The organism is Stappia taiwanensis, from assembly GCF_014635285.1.
Taxonomy (GTDB): Bacteria; Pseudomonadota; Alphaproteobacteria; order Rhizobiales; family Stappiaceae; genus Stappia; species Stappia taiwanensis.
This window is the reverse complement of the sequence record NZ_BMCR01000003.1, coordinates 725,196-746,525: the sequence shown is the minus strand read 5'-3', so window position 1 is coordinate 746,525 and position 21,330 is coordinate 725,196. Positions and strand designations below refer to the sequence as shown.

Here is a 21,330-nt window from a genome sequence, read left to right as displayed (position 1 = left end):
ATGGACCACAACGTGAACGGCGCTAGCCTATGAACGGGTACATTCAGGGGAGCAGGTCACAGCTGATTTGGGAATCCACCTTGTCAACAGAGCCTAGGGGAGCGGGGTAGGCAGGCGCAGCTCGATCCACGGGAAGCCGGCGAGTTCCTGCGTACTGCTGCTCGCGATCCGAAGAAGAACGCGCCCTCATAATACTGCAACCTGAGCCTTGAAGCTGCGATGAGGACGGCGGCGAGAGAGTTTCACCCAGCCTTCTCCTACCGTATAGCGACTTTTCTGAAGTGTTTGAGCTTTTTGAAGAACCGTTCGACGAGGTTGCGCTTGCGGGAGAGTGCGGCGTCCACCAACCGCTGAACTTACTGGTCGCACTGTATCGGAATGTGGCCGTGCCCGCCATGCGCGGCGATCAGGTCGAGCACGGCACGGGCATCGTAACTGCGGTCCGCGACAACGTCTCCGGGCGCCGGATGGCGCCAGCAGCAGGACAGCGACCACAACCTTGTCCGACGCCTGCCTCAGCGACAGGTTGATCGCCATCGGCTGGCCACGGACATGCACCGTCGCGTTGATAGTGTTACTCGATCCGCCACGAGACCGACCTATGGCGTGAGCTTCATCCCCTTTTCACCGCTGACAGGGTGCTGGTGGGCACGGATCATCGAACCGTCGGAGAACTGGATGGAACCGAGGATTGCTCGGCAAGCTCCTCGAAGATCCGTAGCCATACGCCCGCCTTGGCCCTGCTGCTGAAGCAGTTGTAGATGGTGGCGTAGGGAGCAGGGGCTGGATCAGGTCCCATTCGACATCCCTAAGATCGAAACGCTCCATGGTTCATCTTCGATGCCGCAAGTGAAGCACAGAAGCGTTCATTCGCAAATCCAATTATGGCTTCAGATCCTAGCTGCTTGTGCTGGTGCGTCCGCACCAGCCGAGAGTGACGCCCAGTTCGGCGATCATGATGATTGCGACACCAGCGCCCTGAACCGGCGTGATGGCGTGGCCATAGACAAGGTAATCGGAGACAAGCGCGGTGATCGGGTTAAGGAACGCGCACACTGCGATGGTGGCAGTGGGCACCTTCGGGTAGGTCGCATAAAGCATCGTGTAGACGACGCCCGTCTGCACGATGCCGAGACTGATTAGGCAGGCCCAGCCGACCGGCGAGACCTCGGCCCACAGGAAACCAACGAGCACCGGCGAGAACACGACCATGCCGATGATGCAATGGACGATCGCCAGGAAGGATGGGTCCACATCGGTGATGCGCCGGGCGGTGAGGGTGGAACCTGCATAGAGGATGGAGGCGATGAGCGCCAGGGCGATGCCGGCCGCCAGTGTCCAGTCAGCCGAGACAGTGTTGATGCGCGGGCCGATGACAAGGACCAGCCCAGCGAAGGCAAACGCGATCCACACCAGTTTTACCCGCGACAGCGCCTCATCAAGAAGCGCCGCGCCGATCAGAACGATCCAGAACGGCTGCAGGTGGTAGATGACAAAGGATAGACCAACTTGAATGAAATGCACCGACTGGAATAGCGCCACCCAGTTAAAGATCAGAAACAGCCCGCTCACCGCCACGATGGAGATGTTGCTCCGGTGAATGGATGACGGCCGGAAGCGGCCGCGCAGAATACACCAGGCAGACAGCGCCAGCGCGCCGAAAAGGCAGCGGAAGAACACTGCCGAGATCGAGGATAGCCCCGAGGCGACCACGAGTACGCCGACCGTGCCGGAAAGTGCCATGGCAAAGGTGAGCAGCGCCGTCGCCGTCACGCTTTCCGCGAGCCCCTCGCCCGCCCCCTGATGCCGGCTTTGATGCTGCCTTCGCACCGGATGCTGCCCCTTCCGGCCACCTTCCCCTGCGGCACTCATCAGGTCTCGCCGATCCAGCAAAGGACTTCTCCCTCATTCACGGGCATGCCGACGAGTTGATAGAGCAGAAAGCCGCGCTTGGGAGTGCGGATGACGGCCGTCTCATGGCCGAAATAATCGCGAATTCGCCCCACCACCGCGTCTGTTTCCAGAAACGCGCCAACTTCGTTGTCCGGATACCAGATGCCATGATGAGGGGCGAGACTTGTGATAGGGGTACGAATGACGCGGGCTGGGCTAGGTTCTCCGCCCACATCATCGATGACGCCGGCAGCGGCGAGCGCCCTCAGCACTGCGCCGTAGAGGATGTCGACCACGTTGTCCTCACGCACGAGAGCGCCTCCGGCCTCCAGGATGACGCCGGGCACGCCGAAGGCGGCGGCCCCATCGATACTCATCCCGCCGGGGGCGAGGCCGATGGCGAAATCGAGACCTGCTGCCCGAGCCAGTTCGCGCGAGCGGGGATCGTCGTGCAGGAAGATCGAGAAGGGGCTGACATATTCGCTGACATCGCCAGAGTGAAGGTCCAGTATGCAGTCCGCGTGCCGATACACGTCGCGCGTCAGCCAGTCGGCGATCCTGTGGCTGGACGAGCCTCCGGCGCTGCCGGGAAAGACGCGGTTGGGGTTGAGCCCGTCCTGCGGATTGACGTAGGTCGCGCGCCCGGCGAAGGCAGCTAGGTTGACCAGCGGCAGCACTATTAACCGGCCGCGCAACGAAGCCGGATCGAGCCGCAGAAGCCGCTGCGCTGTTTCCAGCGCGCAATATTCCGACCCGTGCAACCCGGCCGAGACGCAGACGGTTGGTCCGGGCGCGCCGCCCTCCAGTACGGCCACGGGAAGACACTGCCCGTCCAGCTCGGGGGAAAGGTAGTCCCGACGTGCGGGCGTCCCGGACACTGGGCGGTCCGCGATGCGCCTCATATCGAACGTCGGTTGGTTCTGATCGGCCAATGCGGTGGCTCCTATCCCGGCTGGATGATCAATTCTTGTTTCTATTGATATTTCTTTTCCAAGTAGGGCGAGATGAACCCCTGCAGCATCGCCCGGTACTTGGGAATGAAGTCGACCGTGTCGCCCACGTCGTAGGGTTGGTTCGAATTCGTCACGTCGACGATGGTGTAATCGGAATTGGCGGTGACGATCGAGATGCCCGGATCGCAGGGCAAGAGGGCCTTGGGGTCAGTGTCGGAAACTCCGAAATCGAGGATCGCGCGGCGGCGGAAACCGCGGTCGCACCGCCGGTTGACAGCACCCATCGCATCGGCCCCCACCGGCTCGCTCGGCGCCGAGGGCTTCAACGCCTGCTCCAGGATGGTCGACCGGAAGACCAGGGTGTCCGTGAAAAGGCCCGGCGCAGCCGTGTCCACCACCGGCATCGTACCCAGAAGAATGCTCTGGCCGATGCGGATCTGAGTCGGCCAGTCGCGCAGATATTCGCTGTCCAACCAGTTGAGTATCGAGGAGCCGCCAAGCGAGACGCAGGGGCGCTCGACATAACTGTCGCCGATCTCGCGGGCCAGCGAATAGATCATCTCCAGATTGCGGGTGGAGGGCTCCACCCCGTTGGCGCAGGCGTAGTTCGTGCCGATGCCGCGGATCGAGAAATTCTTGAAGCCGCGCTCGGTGATGGCACGCACGAAGCCGGTCGTCTCATGCGGCAGGATTCCCTCGCGCAGGTCTCCCACGTCGATCATCACGATCGCCTCATGGCGCGTGCCTGCCTCCCCCGCCGCTCGGTCGAGCGCGGCGATGGTCTCCAGATTGCTGTTGAGGCTAACATCGGCGACCCGCACCACGCGCGCGGCATCGGCGGGGCGGGGAATGCTGGTCATCATGATCGGGCTCACCACTTCGGCCTGGAATTTCTCAGCAAGCGCGAGCTTGGACATACCCAGATAAGAAGGACGGCGCCGGTCGAACAGGCGCATCAACTGCGCGGAATCGTGGAATGACTTGACGACCGACACGAAATCGATGCCGCGGGCGCGCGCTTGAGCGCGGATCACGTCGAGATTTCGCTCAATTTTCGACACGTTGACAAGAAAAGTGGCCATGTGGGCACCTTGGCTCTTTGAGAGCAGAAAGGAGGGTTAAAAAGGGGCTTGTGAAAAAGAACTGGCGCAAAGAACCGAGCCCGAAGTGCTGTGGCGACACCCCGGGCTCGGCACGCCAGAAATCAGGTCGCTCGCGCCGGAGCGAGGCGGAGATCACCACCGCCCACCATCCTTTCCCGCAGCTCATCCAGCGCCGAGGGCTTGCCGCCACTGCCAAAGAACAGCCCGCGGCTGCCGTGATTAGCATATTCGGGGCAGTCCCGCTTCATCAGCGCGTCGATGGCCGGCAGGTAGTTCCAGCGCGCGGAGGGAAAGAGTGAGTGTGCCAGATGATAGGAATCGCCATAGGGAAAGACGTTGTGTTTGACGAGCGCGCCGAGCAGGCCGGGAAAATCCGTCGGCCGGCCGAGTTTCAGCTCCCGCTCGTGATAAGGGATCTCCTCCTCGCAGGTCGCATACCAGCGATGCAGCGCGATATGGGCGATCCAGTAGGCCAGAGGATAGGTGAACAGCACCGGTACCACGTAGAGGAACAGAAGCTCCCAGTAGAAGCCGAAAGTGAGGAACAGGGCGACGACGGTCGCCACCGAGGCAAGCCGCAGTACCAGATTGAGGTTCCACATGTCGGCCTTCAGGTAGCCCCAGCATTCCCGCAGGCGCTCGATCAGGCCCATCGGCGTTAGCGGGCGGAACACGCCCAGCCAGAACTGAGTGCGCGTCAGGCCCGGCACGAAGCCTTTATCCTCCATCTCCACCCGGTCTGGATCGCCGTCCATATTGACCGCATGGTGGTGCTCGACGACATGAACCTGATGCCGGCGGCGGATTTCCGGCATGAAAGCCGGGAACTGGTAGAGCAGGTTGGTCAGTATCTCGTTGAAGCGCCGACTTGGCCCGAGAGAGCCGTGTGCGGCGTGGTGGCCGATCTCCTGCAGACTGCGGAAACGTCCGGTGACAAACAGCACCGCCGCGATCTTCACCGCGATGTAGTCGGTGTAGTGAAATGCCAGCACGGCGGAGATGATGAAAAGGTAGGTCCACACATAGGCGAGCGGGCCGAGAAAGGCATCGAGCGGCTTGTAGCTCATTCCCCGGAACTGCTTGCGATAGTGGCGCACGATATCCGTGCCGGCTGGCGGAGCCGTCACCTTCGAGAGGTCCACCCGATGGTAAAGCGCATCCAGGAAAAGAAGAAATGACGCAATAATGAAGCACGCGAACGCAGCGGTCATGTTAATTCCCTCCGGTGATATCGCGGTTATATATAAATATTTACTCAAGCATTACTTTAGTAAGCAAATTGATCTTTCGAACAATTCCCTGGCCCTTACCCATGGAATATCAAGATCACTCCCAGATATGTAATTCGAAAGAAGTGGAAAGAGCTGACGACTTACTTCTTCGCTGCTTTCGCGTGGGGTCAGCGCTGGCAAGTGATCAACGGCCAGTATGTCGCAAACACGCCCCCCACCCATATCCTTGAGAAGGAACGGCGCATCGAGACTCGAGAGGCCATCGCGCAAGCGGATCGGATTATTGTCATTGGTCTCGCAACCAATATCTGCCACGACCGCGAGGCGGACCGGGCGCGCATCCGTCGGTGGAGAGAGGATCGCCGGCGTCGCCTCGTCCACCGCCATGCAATTAATCAACAGATCGAAGTCAAAGAGGTCGTCGTCACTGACGCGAATGCCCAAATCGCGGTGTCCGATAGCGGTCCACTCAAGACCAAGCGCGGAAAGCAGCGCACACGCTCCTTTCCCGCAGGCCCCCGAGGGGCTGATAACGGCGATCTTCAATGGCCGGGTATGGGCAATCTCGCGCTCCGCGCTCTCGCGCAGCACCGCGGTGGAGGTGGGAATGGCATAAAGTGTGCCTGGGCCTGCATCCCCGCGCACCTTTTCGCAAGTGCGCACGATCGCAATTGCGGTGCCCACAAACCCAGCGATAGTGCTAAAAGCGGTGATCCGGGCCCCGTTCTCATCGGCCAAGAACTCCATGTCATAATGCACGCCGCCGCCCTTTCGCAGCGCGTTTAGCATATGGGTCGCGGTCGGTTTTTCCAGAAGGATACGGTTGCGCGTGTACTGATGGGCAAAGAATAGATGCGCGCCGCGCATTGGTTTCCCATCCAACGCCGGGACCTTGATGCCGATCGTAAGCGTATCGGCCGGCTTCTCTTCGCCGGCCCCTATCCCGGGTTCGCGCCAGCTTTCCGCCGCCTCAACGACGCATCCCACCTCCCGAAAGGCGTCATCAGAAAAGCATCGCCCCTGCGAAGTGGACACCTTTACTTGGGCACCCATTTCGATCAGTCGTTCGGCGTCTTGCGGTGTGATCGGAGTCCGCCTCTCGTTGGGATTGGACTCGCCGCGAATATAAATTACCTTCAAATCTCCCCCCTTAAATGAAAGCTTTTCAATCCCCCTGCGGCATCCATGCTTTTTATTTAAATAATAAAATATTCTTTTCGTTACATATCCAGAGCGGGGCCAAACGTGTCACGCTTCAATGCACACGCCACATTTCACTAAATACGCGAAATTTTTTTATATTGCAACCTTTAGTCATATTCGTTTAGGCCAAAGTGACCAGGTCGATCTGTCCCCGGTTTTGCGCCCATCCTGCCCGGCGACCGACCTGCGGTTCGCCTGTCGCGGCGACGATGTCGTGCAAACGCGCGAACGCATGTGCGGCCTGATCGGCTATGCAAAGACGATCAGGGTCGACAACGGCAGCGAATTCGTCGACCTGTAAGCTCATCGGCGGCTTCCGCCGCATGAGATATCACCGCCGGAAGTTCCGGTTCGGCGCGACCCAAAGACGCGGGAGGGGGCCACGTCGCGTCCGAGATTTAGAGCATTTCCCGAAAAGACTGAATCGGGTTGGATTCCCTTTGATCTCGAATTGTGATTCAAACTGAGGGCTGGACATGGAGGCCAGCCTTCATGACGCGACCTTTATCGATTGACCTACGCAAGCGCTTGATTGATGCCGTTGAAGGTGGAATGTCCCGTCGTGCCGCAGCTCAGCGGTTTGGTGTTGGGGAGGCGACGGCAATCCGCTGGATGGAGCGGTATCGACGGACCGGTCGCATCGAACCTGAGAAGATGGGGCCTCGTTCGCCGCGCAGTCCGCTTGAGCCGTTTCGCGATGAGATCCTCGAGTTGGTGGAGGCAAGGCCCGATATCACTCTCGCGGAAATCGTGGACCATCTGCACGAGACATTCGGTCTGAGAACATCGACGATGTTCTGTTGATCGCTTCCTGGCCCGCAACATCATCACGTTCAAAAAAAGACAGCGCACGCCAGCGAACAGGAACGCGCCGATGTGAAGCGACGGCGGGAGAGTTGGTTCGAGGCCCAGCCCGATCTCGACCCAGAGCGTTTGGTGTTCATCGACGAGACTGGTGTCTCCACCAAGATGGCCCGAATTCGCGGGCGCTCGCCCCGCGGTGAACGGTGTCGCGCACCGATTCCGCATGGACACTGGAAGACGACGACATTTGTTGGCGCTTTGCGGTTGTCGGGGATCACAGCACCCATGACGCTGGGAGGCGCCATGAACGGCACGGCATTCCTGGCCTATGTCGAGCAGGTCCTGGCTCCAACATTGAAGCCGGGAGACATCGTTGTCATGGACAACCTGCCTGCCCACAAACCCGCCGTGATCCGCCACGCTATCGAAGTCACAGGCGCGCGGTTGTTCTTCCTGCCGCCCTACAGCCCCGACTTCAATCCGATCGAGATGGCCTTCTCAAAGATCAAGGCCCTCCTTAAAAAGGCCGCCGCAAGAACCGTCGAGGACCTATGGGCGGCAACCGCGTCTGCCATAGACGCGGTCACGCCCCGTGAGGCGAGAAACTACTTCACTGCGGCGGGATATGAGCCGGAGTAAGCGGGAAATGCTCTAGGGTCGAAGGAAAGAACAGAATCGCCCACACCAACATCGCTGATTATTTTTTTCTATTATTACTTAAGCTTATGCTCGAATTTCCATCAAAACAAAAGGGCAACTCATACACATTCGTCATTGACACATCAGCAATCACTCCGGCTTTCACACCAGCCGAAAATATGAGCCCCGCACCCGGCGCCTTCAATATTTCATTTAGATTTAAAGGCCCTTTGTAATTCGCGGGTACAACTAATGACACCCCCGCCAAACCCTGCAAACCAAAAACAAAAGACACGCCACTCATGTCGTTCAGATCACCGTTAAACGCCCCTCTTCCTGCACTTATACCCAATTTTAACATTTTCGAAGCCGCCCCAACGCAGAAACAGAACGAGGATCACCAAGTATTCCGGGAAGGCTTTGCAGTAAATCAAAGTTTACCTGATCTTTAGATATTTTACCAGAATCAATAAGTGCGTTAACGGCAGATATACTAACCTGATATGATTGAGTAATCGCATGCCTATCCTTAATTGCATCGTAAGCGAGAGCAAACTCGCCTGACCCAAAAAGCGGGACAGAAGCATTAATACCGACGGTTCCAACGATAAATTTGTTATCAGACACGATTAATGCCCCTCCAATTTAATATGATATTTTATTCGAATAATATAAATAATTTGGATAGAATAAACTTATAAAATCGACAGACAAGAATAAAGCCGGAATAATTGTAAGTATTATTAAAATAATAAAATTCGCAACCACAAAAATAATATGATTCCCTTTTATGTTAAGCATCCTGCAAGAAATTACAGGTATAAAAAATATTAATATATATATATTATTTTCAGATGTAAATTTACGAAATTCTTTAAATGCAGATAAGCATGTAAGAACGAAAAAAGTTGAAACAAAAAATAAATATATATCAACAACATATGAAATAATAATCGACTCAAAAGACATAGTTCCGACCAATTACTCTGAATCCACAGCGACGGAAGAAGCGATCCGTCCTCGCTGGATTTTCACCACTGGTCGCATGCACCAGAAGGCGTCGACAGCCACGCGCATCCGACCAACGGCGCACAGCGCGAACCAACCTCAACGCGACGCGCCCGCCGAGCGGCGTCCGTACGATCTCTGGGGTGATATTGAGCGTAAGCACGGTTGCGACCAGATCCCCATCAGAAAGAAAGTATTCCCCCGCCTGTACATAAGCCAGCCCTGCGAGAGCCCCCCCCCTCCGGCGGTTCCGGCTCTCCAGCGGCCCACCAGGATGCACCCGCTCTCGGCGCCTCCGCCAGGATCAACCCGCTCCGATCCGGCCGTTCAATCGCACGGCGAACCAACGCTTGCGCCTTGGCGTCACTGAACGGGCTGTCGCGAAAGATCGTTTGCGCGTGCATCTTCCGGGCGAGCGACAACGCTGCGGCAAGGTCTTCTTGCGTATCGCGTACCAGCCGCAACCGCACGCGCGCGCCAGATACCGGGCGCTCGCTCTGTCTATCAGCTTCGCTTGCAATCTGACTTTCAGGGAGCTCCGCCTCAGGCGCAACGGCGCTGGCTTCATCGCTCATGTCGACCGTCTGCGCCACAGCCACTCCACCCCCGCAGTTGCGCTCAGCCAGGCAAAGCTCTTCCGAGCGTGACAAGCCAGCTTCGACGCACACGCCTCAGCACCCACAATTCTTGACGGCCACTATTCGCGCCATGATTGTAAATTGTCAACCAACGACATCCCAACGACAGGACAGCGTTTTTGATCTGAGCCCCTTCCACGGCCCAGCCCCAGAACGGAGGTCCTCAAGGAGGTTGATGGCTCGGAAGCACCTCTGGCTGCAGGAAGAACGATTTGCAGGTATCAAGCCCCACTTGCCGACCGATACGCGGCGCAAACAGAAGGTTGATGACCGCCGGCTGGCGAGCGAGAGACGCACAATCTTTGAAAGAAGCTCAAGCGGCTCCGAGAACATCTCGAGAATGCCGAAATCTGGGACCGGATCACCCTTTAAGCCGCCTCCAGATCTGCCTCGAGCTTGGCAAAGAGGTTCACATCGTCCTCTGCATTGTCGAACAGATGGCCATACACGTCGAAGGTCATCGTGATGGACGCGTGACCGAGGATCGTCTGCACCTTCTTCGCCGGCCAACCCTGCTCGATGAAGAGCGAGGCGGCGGCATGGCGCAGCGCGTGGAATGAGAACTTCGGCTTGCCGATCTCGTTGAAACGATCCGCACGCTGGCGCACCTGAATGATCGAACGCGTGAAGTCGACATCTACCCAGCGAAGTCCGCGCAGCTCGGACATGCGCATGCCGGTATAAATCGCGGTGACGATCAGCGGGCGATGCTTGGTCGGCGCCGCACGCAGCATCGTCTTGATTTCCTCCTTGGTCGGGATCACGCGATCGGGCGCATTGCGAGACGAGCGACGCAGCTTCACCGACAGCGCGACATTGTTGTCGACCCACTCCCGGTCCAGGGCTTCGTTCAGCGCCGAGCGCAGCGAGCGGAGCACCTTGTCGGTCATTGCTCGCGAGTTCTTGTCGAGCATGTCGTCGATGAAGTCGCGCACATCAGAGCGCGAGAGGCTGGCAAGGCACAGCTCGCCGATTGCCGGCTCGATATGGTGGTCGACGTGATTGCGATAGGAGCGCAAGGTGGCGCATTCCAACTCGTCCAGCTCGCAGCGCTTCAGCCAGGCTCTGCAAGCATCTGAGATGGTTTTTCCGTTACTCATCGAAGAACTCCAGAATTGTTGATGAGCAAGAGTCTAGGACACGCGGAACAACCTGTCGGGTGTTATTCCAGTCAAACGATGGGAAAACCCGAATTCAGAACAAAACATCGAAGTCCTAGAAGAAACGGGCATTCTTGAGGGGGATGCAGTATGGCTCCACCTGCGATGAGCACCCTATCCCCGGAGCTCTTGGCGGTGGAATTAAGTTGAATAAGGTTGAATAGGATCGCGCTCGCGGAAACTTACCGACAAGAAAGGGCGAGACGCTGAGCCGGAAATCCGCCAAAGACGCCGGTTTGCTGCTCAAAAAAACGCTGCAACTTCCGGCAAAATCCCCGCGAAAGGTTGAATTATGTGCGTGCTATGTCCACGCGAATTCCATGTTTTCCGTCAACCACGGTCACCGAGACCGTCGCACCCGCCGCTTCGCTTGCTGGCAGACACGCCCCAGCAATAAATGACTGATCCGGAAGCAAGATCTCACGGACACGCAGAAACAGATCCGCGCTCGGGAAAATACATCCACGAGATCGACCGGATGATGCTGCCAGACTGGTCCTCAGGTTGGCCGTATCACGTCCGCGAACCACTTGCGCAAGATTGCACAAACAGGTTCCGTGATGCGCTGATCGTGGCCGCGTCTGACGTTCACACAACAGGCACCGGCGAAGATGCAGAGCACGAGCGCGGCATAAATCACTCGCCGGCTCCCGCAATACACTTCGCCAGGATCGTCAGGGAAGCTCACAGGAGCGAGCCGAACGTCTGCGAGCACCTGGAGCTCAAACTGCAACGGAGCCAGCCACGGGCGATTTCTGCGCATCCTCGGCAACGCCGCATTCTTCCGCAGCACAACGAGAAACGCTTCCCCATATCGGGATTGCCGAGGGCAAAGACCTGTTGCCTGTGTGCCGGCGCCCTCCTCTCCCCCATCCCCGGACAGGTAGATGCGCCAAGCCGAGGCACATAACGACACAACCGACAGGATTGCGCCTCTCCTGAGAGTCGCTGCAGAGTCTCTGCACCACTCGAATTGAGTCAACCACTCCCCCTCGCCCAGGCAACAGCCTCTGCTCTCGACCAAGGATGCAGCCAAGAGAAATTCTCTGTAGTCTCCATACAGCAAATAGAATGGATTGACTTGCACGACCAAATTGAAATATCTCTGTAAGGCGACCTACAGAGGATTTTAAATGCGACTCGCTGCGCTTTGCGACATCCACTCCGGTTTCACGGCACGAGGCAGGCTCGAACCGCAGCCGGAGGGCGGCATGCCGGCACTTCAGTTGCGTGACGTGGGAACAGATGGCGAGTCGCCAGCCGCTCCGTTCCAGAGGTACGAACTGGGCAAGCTGGCTGACCACTACTTCGTCCGCGGAGGGGAAGTGGTCTTTCGCTCTCGCGGGACGCCGAACACTGCGGCCGCCATTTGCGACCCACTGCCCGAGCCCGTCGTCGTCATCGTCCCTTTGGTGATCATTCGCCCTGACAGGGAGAAGCTCCTGCCCGAATACCTCGCGTGGGCGATCAACCACCCTGATGCGCAGCGTAGGCTCGGTGCGGAAGCGCAAGGCACGAGCCTCAGGATGGTCCCGATGACCGTCATCGAAAACCTCGATATCCCAGTTCCCGACCTGCGGACGCAAGAACACATCATCAAACTCAGTGCCCTGGCTCGACAGGAGGGGCGCCTGCTCCACCAACTCGCCGCGCGCCGGGAAGACCTCGTAACCTCCATTCTCGGCAAGGCCGCAAAAGCGGCCGACCCGAAGGAAATAGCTGATGACCGATAAGATCACGCAACAGCAAATCAATCAGACCGCCTGGGCGGCGTGCGACACCTTTCGGGGCGCCATCGATGCCGGAGGCTACAAGGACTACATCCTGGTGATGTTGTTCCTGAAGTACATCTCGGACCTGTGGAACGATCATGTCGAGACCTACCGCAAGCAGTATGGCGATGACGAGGCTCGCATTCGCCGGCGGCTGGAGCGTGAGCGCTTCATCCTCCCCGAAGGCGCCAGCTTCTACGACCTCCATGCCCAGCGGGGTGAACCCAATATCGGCGAGCTGATCAACATCGCGCTCGAAAACATCGAGGATGCGAACCGCGCCAAGCTCGAGGGCGTCTTCCGCAACATCGACTTCAACTCCGAGGCCAATCTCGGCCGCCCGAAGGATCGCAACCGTCGCCTGAAGAACCTCCTTGAGGACTTCGCCAAACCCGCGCTCGACCTGCGCCCATCCCGGGTGACCGAGGATATCATCGGCGAGTGCTACATCTACCTGATCTCGCGCTTCGCCTCGGATGCGGGCAAGAAGGCAGGCGAGTTCTACACGCCCACGGCCGTGTCCCGTCTGCTGGCCAAGCTGGCGGCGCCGCAGCCCGGAAACACGATCTGCGACCCCGCCTGCGGCTCCGGCTCGCTGCTAATCCAGGCCTCGCAGGAAGTTGGGTCCGAGAACTTCGCCCTCTACGGGCAGGAGGTGAACGGGGCGACCTGGGCGCTGGCCCGGATGAACATGTTCCTGCATGCCAAGGACGCCGCCCGCATCGAGTGGTGCGACACGCTCAACAGCCCAGCGCTGGTCGAGAGTGACCACCTGATGCGTTTCGACGTGGTCCTCGCCAATCCGCCGTTTTCGCTCGACAAGTGGGGCGCAGAGGATGCGGGCAGCGATCCGTACAAGCGCTTCTGGCGCGGCGTGCCGCCCAAGTCCAAGGGCGACTATGCCTTCATCACCCACATGATCGAGATCGCCAAGCGCCAATCCGGCCGGGTCGCGGTGATCGTGCCGCATGGCGTGCTCTTCCGGAGCGGGGCCGAGGGGCGCATCCGGCGGCAGCTGATCGAGGAGAACCTACTTGACGCCGTCGTCGGCCTGCCGGCCAACCTGTTCACCACCACGGGAATTCCGGTCGCCATCCTGATCTTCGACCGCTCCCGCGAGGAAGGCGGCGTGAACGGGGACCGACACGACGTGCTGTTCATCGATGCGAGCAAGGAATTCAAGCCTGGCAAGACCCAGAACGTGATGGACGAGGCGCATGTCGCCAGGGTGTTGGAGACCTACAGCACCCGCGCCGAGGTCGAGCGGTATTCGCATCGGGCAAGCCCCGAGGAGATCGCCGAAAACGGCCATAACCTCAACATCCCCCGCTATGTCGACACCTTCGAGCCGGAGGAGGAGATCGACGTCGCCGCCGTGCAGAAGGACATCGTGCGGATCGAGGCCGAGCTTGCCGAGGTGCGGGCGAAGATGGCCGGGTACCTGAAGGAGCTCGGCGTCGATGTCTGAGGGCGAAATCATCCTCTACACCACGGACGATGGTGCCGCGACCATCGGCCTGCGGGCCGTGGACGGGACGGCTTGGCTAAGTCAGAAGGAGATCGCGGAGCTGTTCGACAAGGATGTCCGCACCATCAACGAACACATCCATAACGTCTTTGCCGAGGGTGAATGCGATCCGGAGGCAACTATCCGGAAATTCCGGATAGTTCGGACCGAGGGCTCCAGGCAGGTCGAACGCGACATCGACGCCTACAACCTCGATGTGATCCTGGCGGTGGGCTACCGCGTCCGGTCCCCGCGCGGTAGCCAGTTCCGCCGCTGGGCCACGTCCGTCCTGCGCGAATACCTGGTCAAGGGCTTCGCCATGGACGATGCCCGGCTGAAACAGGCCGAGCAATGGGACTATTTCGACGAGTGGCTTGCCCGTATCCGGGACATCCGCGCCTCTGAAAAGCGCTTCTATCAGAAGGTGCGCGATCTCTATACGACCGCAATCGACTACGACAAGACCTCCGAACAGGCGCAGGCCTTCTTCAAGAAGGTGCAGAACAAGATGCTCTGGGCGGTGACGGGCAAGACGGCCGCCGAACTGATCGAGAGCCGCAGTGACCCGATTGCTCCCAACATGGGCCTGACCAGTTGGAAAGGCTCGGTCGTGCGCAAGGGCGATGTCGGCACCGCCAAAAACTACCTCGTGGCCGAGGAGGTCGAGGAACTCAACCGCATCGTCGTGATGTATCTCGACTATGCCGAGGATCAGGCGCGCCGGCGGCGTCCGGTCACCATGGCCGAATGGGCCGACAAGCTGGATGCCTTCCTCTCGTTCAACGACCGTGACGTGCTGACCCATGCCGGGCGACTACGCATGGACGTGGCCCAGAAGCTCGCCGCCGAGCGGTTCGAGACGTTCGATGCCAACCGCCGTGCCGCCGAGGCGCTTGCGGCGGATGAAGCCGACATCGCCCAGTTGGAGGAGATGGAGAAGGCCGCCAAGGGGCGGAAGAAGGGGGGCGGTGATGCGTGAATTGCACACCCGCCGGTCAATTGGCGACCTGTGCGACTTCCATAACGGCAATGGCTTTCGTCCGCCTGACTGGAGTGCTTCGGGGCTGCCGATCATTCGGATCCAGAACCTGAACGGCTCGCAGAACTTCAACTACTTCGATGGGACGCCGAAGCCTAAGTGGATCATCGAGGCCGGGGACCTGCTCTTTGCATGGGCAGGGGTCAAAGGCGTTTCATTTGGCCCTACGATTTGGCCAGGGCCTCGCGGCGTCCTCAACCAGCACATTTTCCGTGTCGTGCCCAAGAAAGGCGTCGATAAGTACTGGCTCTATCTCGCCTTGCAGGTCGCCACTCGCCGTATCGAAGCGAACGCACACGGCTTCAAAGCGTCGCTCGTCCATGTCCAGAAGGATGACATTACCAACCAGGTCGTTGACCTTCCCCCCCTCCCCGAACAGCGCAAGATCGCCGGGATCCTGCGGACTTGGGACGAGGCGCTCGAAAAGCTCGCCGCCCTCCGCGCGGCCAAGAAAGACTGGGTCAAAGGGCTAACGCAGCAGATGCTTGGGCACGCAGGAGCCTTCCCGCAGGGTTGGCAGCTCAAGCCGCTTTCTGCGGTCTCGACCCCAGTCAAGCGGAAGAGTTCGGTAGGCGATCATCCCGTTATGACGATCTCGGCGAAGTCGGGCTTCCTGATGCAGTCCGACAAGTTCGCGCGCGACATGGCGGGTCGAAGCGTCGAGCGATACACGCTCCTGCATGAGGGAGAGTTCGCCTATAACAAGGGCAACTCCAAGACCGCACCCTACGGCTGCGTCTTCCGGCTCGAACGCCCCACGGCGCTTGTGCCCTTCGTTTACTACTGCTTCGCGTTGAAGCCGGGTCTAGATCCCGAGTTCTACGAGCATCTCTTCGCCGCCGGCGCGCTGAACTACCAGCTCTCACGCCTGATCAACTCGGGCGTCCGCAATGACGGACTGCTCAACCTCTATTCAGACGACTTCTACAGCTGCCGTGTGCCGATACCGCCGATTGACGAGCAACGGAAAATCGCGCGGGCCTTAACGGCCGCAAAGCAGGAATTGGCGTTGATTGATAACGAGATCGAAGCCGTCACGCTGCAAAAGCGCGGTCTCATGCAGAAGCTGCTGACGGGCGAGTGGCGCGTCCCGCTCAATCCTGCCGAAACCTCTTCAACCACCGAGGAGACCGAACATGCCGGATAAGAAGAACTACTGAACCCAGCAGCGGCCGGACGAGAAGTGGGAGTCGAAGCGCGAAGGCGCGACACGGGCAAGCAAGGTCACAGACACCCGTCCGATGCCTGAGCCCATTCCCGCGAAAAGGCCGCCGAAACCAAGGGGGGGAGGCCTTCCGGAAGGGCCACGACGGCACGATCCGCGAGCGGAACACCAATGGAAAAGCCCCCTATCCCCCGAAGGACTGAGAGCAGTCGCCAAGGATTTGAATCACCAGATTGCCGCAAGAGGACATTGACGATGAATGAGCCGAAACGAACGGCGCTGATCTACGATTTCGACGGAACGCTCGCCCGCGGCAATCTGCAGGAGACGAGCTTCATCCCGAACATCGGAATGACCAAGGAAGACTTCTGGGCTGAGGTGAAGGCGCGAACGCGGGATCACGATGCCGATGAAATCCTCGTCTACATGCATCTGATGCTCGACAAGGCGCGCGAGCGAGACGTACAGGTTACGGTCGAAGACCTACGACGCCATGGCGAGGAAGCCCCGCTGTTCCCCGGGCTCACGGATAAGTCATGGTTTGACCGCATCAACGCTCACGCCGCGGAACGCGGGCTCATTCTCGAGCATTACATTGTTTCTTCGGGCATCCAAGAGATGATTGAGGGCTGTGCAATCCGCGATGCTTTCCGTCAGGTCTTCGCCTCGAAGTTCATCTACGTTGACGGCTACGCGGCGTGGCCGGGGGTGGGCATCAATTACACGACCAAGACCCAGTACCTGTTCCGGATCAACAAGGGCATCGACAACCACTGGGACAATGTCTCCATCAACAGCTACATGCCCGAAGACGAACGCCCGATCCCGTTCGACCGGATGATCTTCCTTGGTGATGGCGATACGGACATTCCTACGATGAAGATGCTGACCCACAAGGGTGGGCATTCGGTCGCGGTCTACGACCCGAACAGAACGGATCGCGATCTCAAGAAGATCCATAAGCTGATCTCGGATGGTCGCGTCGAGTTCGTCGCGCCGGCCGACTACGATGAAAACTCCCAAATCGACATTATCGTAAAGGGAATTCTCGGTCGGATCGCGCGAAAGCACGGATACAGGCCGACAGCATGACCTTCGACGCCGCCGAAAAGCACCAATCCCAGATCCCGGCGCTGCAGTTGCTGGTGGCGCTCGGGTTTAAGCCGCTCTCGCAGGAGGAGGCGCTTCGCCTGCGTGGCGGGCGTCTGCGGAACGTCGTGCTGGACGATGTGCTTGCCGAGCAGCTGATGCGCATCAACCGCTTCACGCATCGGGGCCGTGAGTATGCCTTCGACCTTGAGGACGCGCATGAGGCGATGCGGCGGCTCAAGCCCACACCCGACCGTCTGAAGGGGCTTCGCGGGACGAACCAGGACATCTACGACACGCTCGTCCTCGGCACAACGATCACGAAGTCCATCGATGGAGACTCGAAGAGCTACTCCTTCCGCTACATCGACTGGGAGCGGCCTGAGAACAACGCCTTCCACGTCACCGCCGAGTTCTCGGTCGAGAGGGCCGGGTCCAGCCAGACAAAGCGCTGCGACATCGTTGCCTTCGTGAACGGCATTCCGTTCCTGGTGATCGAGAACAAGCGTCCGACCGAAAGCCTTCGACGCGCGGAGAGCCAGTTGATCGGCTACCAGAGCGAGGACGTGATCCCTCAGCTGTTTCATTTCGCTCAGCTGCTGATGACGATGAACAGGAACGAAGCGCGCTATGCGACGGTCGGCACGCCAGCCAAGTTCTGGCAGGCATGGCGCGAAGAGGATGATGCAGAAGACGCCCTGGCTGCGCTGGCGCGAGATGCCGCAGTCGGCTTGGTCCCCGATGCCATCGCCTTCGAGAGACTGGTCGCCGTACAAGATCCGACGGACTTGGTTGCGGCGGTGAACAGGCCTCTCGGTCTTGCCGAAGAAGACGCTGTCTTCTCAGGGCCGATGGCGACGGCGCGAGACCACTTCGCCGCGCTGCGCGCGGAAGGCGAGCGCGTCGCTACCGAGCAGGACCGGACACTCTATTCCCTTTGCCGCCCGGAGCGGCTGCTCGATCTCGTCCGCCGCTTCACCGTGTTTGACGGTGGCGTCCGCAAAGTCGCACGCCATCAGCAGTTCTTCGGCATTCGCCGCGCCGTGGAAACGGTCAAGCAGCACGATGTCAGCGGCGCCCGCAAGGGCGGCGTGATCTGGCACACGCAAGGGTCCGGAAAATCGCTGACGATGGTAATGCTGGGACGCGCGCTTGCCCTGGAGCGCAGTGTCGAGAACCCGAGGATCATCATCGTCACGGACCGCGACGATCTCGACAAGCAGATCAGGGACACCTTCAAGTCCTGCGACCTCGAGCCGGTCCGCGCGACGAGCGGGGCGCACCTTCTGGAACTCGTCCGCGACAAGGCGCCGCTGGTCACCACGATCATCAACAAGTTCGACACGGCTCTGAAAAACAGCCAGATGGCGGACGACGACCCGAACATCTTCGTTCTGGTCGACGAGAGCCACCGGACCCAGACGGGCCGCTATGGCGGCCACAGCCAGTTCGCCGCCAAGATGCGCCGGCTCCTGCCCCAGGCCTGCTACCTCGGCTTCACCGGCACGCCCTTGCTGAAGAAGGAAAAGAACACGCTGTCGACCTTCGGTCGGCTGATCCACCGCTACGCCATCGATGAGGCGGTCGCCGACGGTGCCGTCGTACCGCTCCTCTACGAAGGACGGCTTGTCGAGCAGCAGGTTTCGGGCAACGTGATTGATCGCTGGTTCGAGAAGATCAGCGAGGGCCTGACCGACAGCCAGAAGGCCGACCTCAAACGCAAGTTCTCCCGCATGGATGCGCTGGCCAAGACCGACCAGGCCATTCGCGCCAAGGCGTTCGACATCTCCGAGCACTATCGTCAGCACTGGCAGGGGACCGGGTTCAAGGCGCAGCTTGTCGCCCCGTCGAAGGCAGCGGCCGTCCGCTTCATGGAGGTTCTCGACGAGATTGGCCACATCTCGAGCGCCATCATCATTTCGCCGCCGGACGAGAACGAGGGCAACGAGGAGGTCGACCAGGAGTCGAAGGGTCTCGTGCGCGGCTTCTGGTTGAAGATGATGGCGCGGTACAAGACCGAGGAAGAGTACAACCGCCAGATCATCGACGCCTTCAAGGGCTCTGGCGATCCGGAGATCCTGATCGTCGTCTCCAAGCTCCTCACCGGCTTTGACGCGCCTCGGAACACCGTCCTCTATGTCTGCAAGTCGCTGAAGGAACACAACCTCCTGCAGGCCATTGCGCGCGTGAACCGGCTCTATGAGGACGGCAACACAGAGAAGCAATTCGGTTTCATCCTCGACTATGAAGGGCTGCTCGGCGAACTCGACAGCGCCCTGACGACATACAGTGCGTTCGAGGGGTACGAGGCGGCCGATCTTGCGGGAACGGTACATGACGTCAGGGAGGAGATCCGCAAGCTGCCTCAGCTTCACGACCAGCTCTGGGACCTGTTCAAGCCGGTCCGCAACAAGAAGGACATGGAACAGTTTGAGCAGCACCTGGCAGACGAAGCGCTCCGGCATGAGTTTTACGCGCGCCTGAAGGCCTTCAGCCGGTGCCTGCACATCTCGCTCTCATCGGGCAAGCTGTTTGATGTCTTCGACGAGGCCAAGGTCGATGCCCTGAAACGGGACTGGAAGCAGTTCTCCCAACTCAAACGCTCGGTCCAGCTTCGCTACCAGGAGACGGTCGACGTCCACGAGTTCGAGCCGAAGATCCAGAAACTGCTGGATAACCATGTCGTGGCGATGCCGGCCGAAACCATCATCGAGGTGGTGAACATCAACGATCCCGACGCGCTGAAGGCTGTCATCGAGGAGACGGGCGTCTCCGAAGCGTCGAGGGCGGACCGCATCGCCAGCGCGACCCGGCGGGCCATCACCGAAAAGATGGATGAGGACCCGAGCTTCTACAAACAGTTCTCTGAGTTGCTCGAAGAGACCATCCGCGCCTATCGCGAGAAGCGGCTGTCCGAGCGCGAGTACTTGAACAGTGTCGTGGACTTGGCGAGCAAGGTGGCGCGTAAGGATCGCGGCAGGGATGTTCCGGAATGCATCCGTGCCAATGAGGATGCGCAAGCGTTTTTCGGCATCCTCGACGGTCAGCTCAAAACCAAGGAAGCCGATGCAGTCGTGGGCGACGAAGCCGCATCCATCGCCCTTGAGATCATCGACATCATCAAGTCTCACCTGATCGTCGACATCTGGCTGAACGAGGTAGCCCAGAACAACCTACGCAACGCCATCGACGACTATTTCTTCGATGTTCTGCGCGACAAGAAGGGTATCGACCTGCCTGTGCAGATGCTCGACGATCTCGAACTCAAGATCATGGATCTTGCTCGAGCCCGGTTCGCGACATGACGCGGAAGTTACACTGCCTGCAGTACGGAGAGCAGGAGATCCAGTATGAGATCGTTCGCCGCCCGAGGAAGACACTGGAGATCGCCGTCGAGCCGGATGCGTCCGTTGTGATCGCGGCCCCCGAGGACGTGACGCTGGATGCCATAGAAGCCAAGCTGCGGAAGCGGGCAGCTTGGGTGACGAGGCAGCAGCGGTATTTCGCGCAGTTCCTTCCGCGAACTCCGGAGCGCAGATTCGTCGCCGGGGAGACCCATCTTTATCTGGGGCGCCAGTACCGACTGAAGGTCCTCCCCCACATACAGGAAGGTGTAAAGCTGACCCGTGGCTTCATCGTCGTACAGACGCACCGCCCGAACAGGTCCGAGGTGACGCGCGAGCTGGTCGAAGGATGGTACCGGAGCCGAGCCCACCTTAAGTTTCCAGAACGAATAAAACTCTGTCTGGACCTGTTTCCAGATCCCGAGGCATTCCGGCCGAAAGGCCTTATCGTGCGACAGATACGGCAAAGGTGGGGATCCATGTCGCCGGCCGGTCGCCTGATGCTCAATCGTCGCCTTATCCAAGCTCCGGTCGACGCCATCGATTACGTAATTACCCACGAACTCTGCCACGTGAACGAACCCCATCACGGCCCCGCGTTCTTCAGGCTCCTCGACAAGGTGATGCCCGACTGGGAACGTCGAAAGCAGAGGCTGGAACGTGCCATGGTCTGATCTTCCTGGCCGCGCGAACGCCTCAACCCGCGTAGCGGACGCGAGTGGCGCACCTTAACGGTCCGTCTCTCATGCGCGAATACTGGTTTCTGAGCATTTGACCGGAG

The 21,330-nt window shown here is 59.4% G+C and carries 15 protein-coding genes and 3 pseudogenes; 10 read left to right on the top strand and 8 right to left on the bottom strand.

The window, feature by feature from the left end:
• Positions 1 to 897: 897 nt before the first annotated feature.
• From IEV83_RS10780 to IEV83_RS10760, 5 genes are all read right to left on the bottom strand, one after another.
• Positions 898 to 1,872: a DMT family transporter gene (locus IEV83_RS10780; RefSeq protein WP_181761940.1), complete on the bottom strand. Its 975-nt coding sequence runs from the start codon at positions 1,870 to 1,872 to the stop codon at positions 898 to 900.
• Positions 1,872 to 2,825: a succinylglutamate desuccinylase/aspartoacylase family protein gene (locus tag IEV83_RS10775; protein ID WP_181761941.1), complete on the bottom strand. Its 954-nt coding sequence runs from the start codon at positions 2,823 to 2,825 to the stop codon at positions 1,872 to 1,874. Before IEV83_RS10775 ends, IEV83_RS10780 begins: the two co-directional genes overlap by 1 nt.
• Positions 2,826 to 2,866: 41 nt before the next feature.
• Positions 2,867 to 3,928: an alanine racemase gene (locus IEV83_RS10770; RefSeq protein WP_181761942.1), complete on the bottom strand. Its 1,062-nt coding sequence runs from the start codon at positions 3,926 to 3,928 to the stop codon at positions 2,867 to 2,869.
• 122 nt (positions 3,929 to 4,050) lie between these two features.
• A complete protein-coding gene (locus IEV83_RS10765; protein ID WP_181761943.1) occupies positions 4,051 to 5,160 on the bottom strand; it encodes a fatty acid desaturase family protein in 1,110 nt (369 codons plus the stop codon).
• A gap of 51 nt (positions 5,161 to 5,211) precedes the next feature.
• On the bottom strand, positions 5,212 to 6,321 hold the full coding sequence (locus tag IEV83_RS10760) for a Rossmann-fold NAD(P)-binding domain-containing protein (RefSeq protein ID WP_181761944.1): 1,110 nt from the start codon (positions 6,319 to 6,321) through the stop codon (positions 5,212 to 5,214).
• 235 nt (positions 6,322 to 6,556) lie between these two features.
• On the opposite strand from IEV83_RS10760, the pseudogene IEV83_RS20225 reads away from it, so the two are divergent.
• Positions 6,557 to 6,676, top strand: a pseudogene (locus IEV83_RS20225) (IS3 family transposase); the annotation flags it as partial.
• 200 nt (positions 6,677 to 6,876) lie between these two features.
• Positions 6,877 to 7,827, top strand: a pseudogene (locus tag IEV83_RS10750) (IS630 family transposase).
• 58 nt (positions 7,828 to 7,885) lie between these two features.
• On the opposite strand, the gene IEV83_RS20065 reads toward IEV83_RS10750, so the two are convergent.
• Together IEV83_RS20065 and IEV83_RS10745 are read right to left on the bottom strand one after the other, a co-directional pair.
• Positions 7,886 to 8,188: a hypothetical protein gene (locus tag IEV83_RS20065; protein ID WP_209003088.1), complete on the bottom strand. Its 303-nt coding sequence runs from the start codon at positions 8,186 to 8,188 to the stop codon at positions 7,886 to 7,888.
• Positions 8,182 to 8,454, bottom strand: a complete 273-nt coding sequence (locus IEV83_RS10745) for a hypothetical protein (protein ID WP_181761946.1) — start codon at positions 8,452 to 8,454, stop codon at positions 8,182 to 8,184. The genes IEV83_RS20065 and IEV83_RS10745 overlap by 7 nt, the downstream gene beginning before the upstream one ends.
• A 1,194-nt stretch (positions 8,455 to 9,648) precedes the next feature.
• On the opposite strand from IEV83_RS10745, the pseudogene IEV83_RS20220 reads away from it, so the two are divergent.
• A pseudogene (locus IEV83_RS20220) lies at positions 9,649 to 9,759 on the top strand (IS5/IS1182 family transposase); the annotation flags it as partial.
• An 82-nt stretch (positions 9,760 to 9,841) separates the two neighbouring features.
• On the opposite strand, the gene IEV83_RS10740 reads toward IEV83_RS20220, so the two are convergent.
• Positions 9,842 to 10,573, bottom strand: a complete 732-nt coding sequence (locus IEV83_RS10740) for a tyrosine-type recombinase/integrase (protein ID WP_181761947.1) — start codon at positions 10,571 to 10,573, stop codon at positions 9,842 to 9,844.
• Positions 10,574 to 11,844: 1,271 nt separating this feature from the next.
• On the opposite strand from IEV83_RS10740, the gene IEV83_RS10735 reads away from it, so the two are divergent.
• From IEV83_RS10735 to IEV83_RS10705, 7 genes are all read left to right on the top strand, one after another.
• Positions 11,845 to 12,366 carry a restriction endonuclease subunit S domain-containing protein gene (locus tag IEV83_RS10735; RefSeq protein ID WP_244628133.1) on the top strand — a complete coding sequence of 174 codons (522 nt, stop codon included), beginning with the start codon at positions 11,845 to 11,847 and terminating at the stop codon, positions 12,364 to 12,366.
• Positions 12,356 to 13,873: a type I restriction-modification system subunit M gene (locus IEV83_RS10730; protein ID WP_181761949.1), complete on the top strand. Its 1,518-nt coding sequence runs from the start codon at positions 12,356 to 12,358 to the stop codon at positions 13,871 to 13,873. Before IEV83_RS10735 ends, IEV83_RS10730 begins: the two co-directional genes overlap by 11 nt.
• Positions 13,866 to 14,891, top strand: coding sequence for a virulence RhuM family protein (locus IEV83_RS10725; protein WP_181761950.1), 1,026 nt, complete (start codon positions 13,866 to 13,868; stop codon positions 14,889 to 14,891). The genes IEV83_RS10730 and IEV83_RS10725 overlap by 8 nt, the downstream gene beginning before the upstream one ends.
• Positions 14,884 to 16,098 carry a restriction endonuclease subunit S gene (locus IEV83_RS10720; RefSeq protein ID WP_181761951.1) on the top strand — a complete coding sequence of 405 codons (1,215 nt, stop codon included), beginning with the start codon at positions 14,884 to 14,886 and terminating at the stop codon, positions 16,096 to 16,098. Before IEV83_RS10725 ends, IEV83_RS10720 begins: the two co-directional genes overlap by 8 nt.
• Positions 16,099 to 16,371: 273 nt before the next feature.
• The gene (locus IEV83_RS10715; protein WP_181761952.1) at positions 16,372 to 17,208 is read left to right on the top strand and encodes an HAD family hydrolase; all 837 of its coding nucleotides are present in this window, start codon (positions 16,372 to 16,374) and stop codon (positions 17,206 to 17,208) included.
• On the top strand, positions 17,205 to 20,510 hold the full coding sequence (locus IEV83_RS10710; protein ID WP_181761953.1) for a type I restriction endonuclease subunit R: 3,306 nt from the start codon (positions 17,205 to 17,207) through the stop codon (positions 20,508 to 20,510). The genes IEV83_RS10715 and IEV83_RS10710 overlap by 4 nt, the downstream gene beginning before the upstream one ends.
• Positions 20,507 to 21,223: a M48 family metallopeptidase gene (locus IEV83_RS10705; protein WP_181761954.1), complete on the top strand. Its 717-nt coding sequence runs from the start codon at positions 20,507 to 20,509 to the stop codon at positions 21,221 to 21,223. The genes IEV83_RS10710 and IEV83_RS10705 overlap by 4 nt, the downstream gene beginning before the upstream one ends.
• The last annotated feature ends 107 nt before the right edge of the window (positions 21,224 to 21,330 follow it).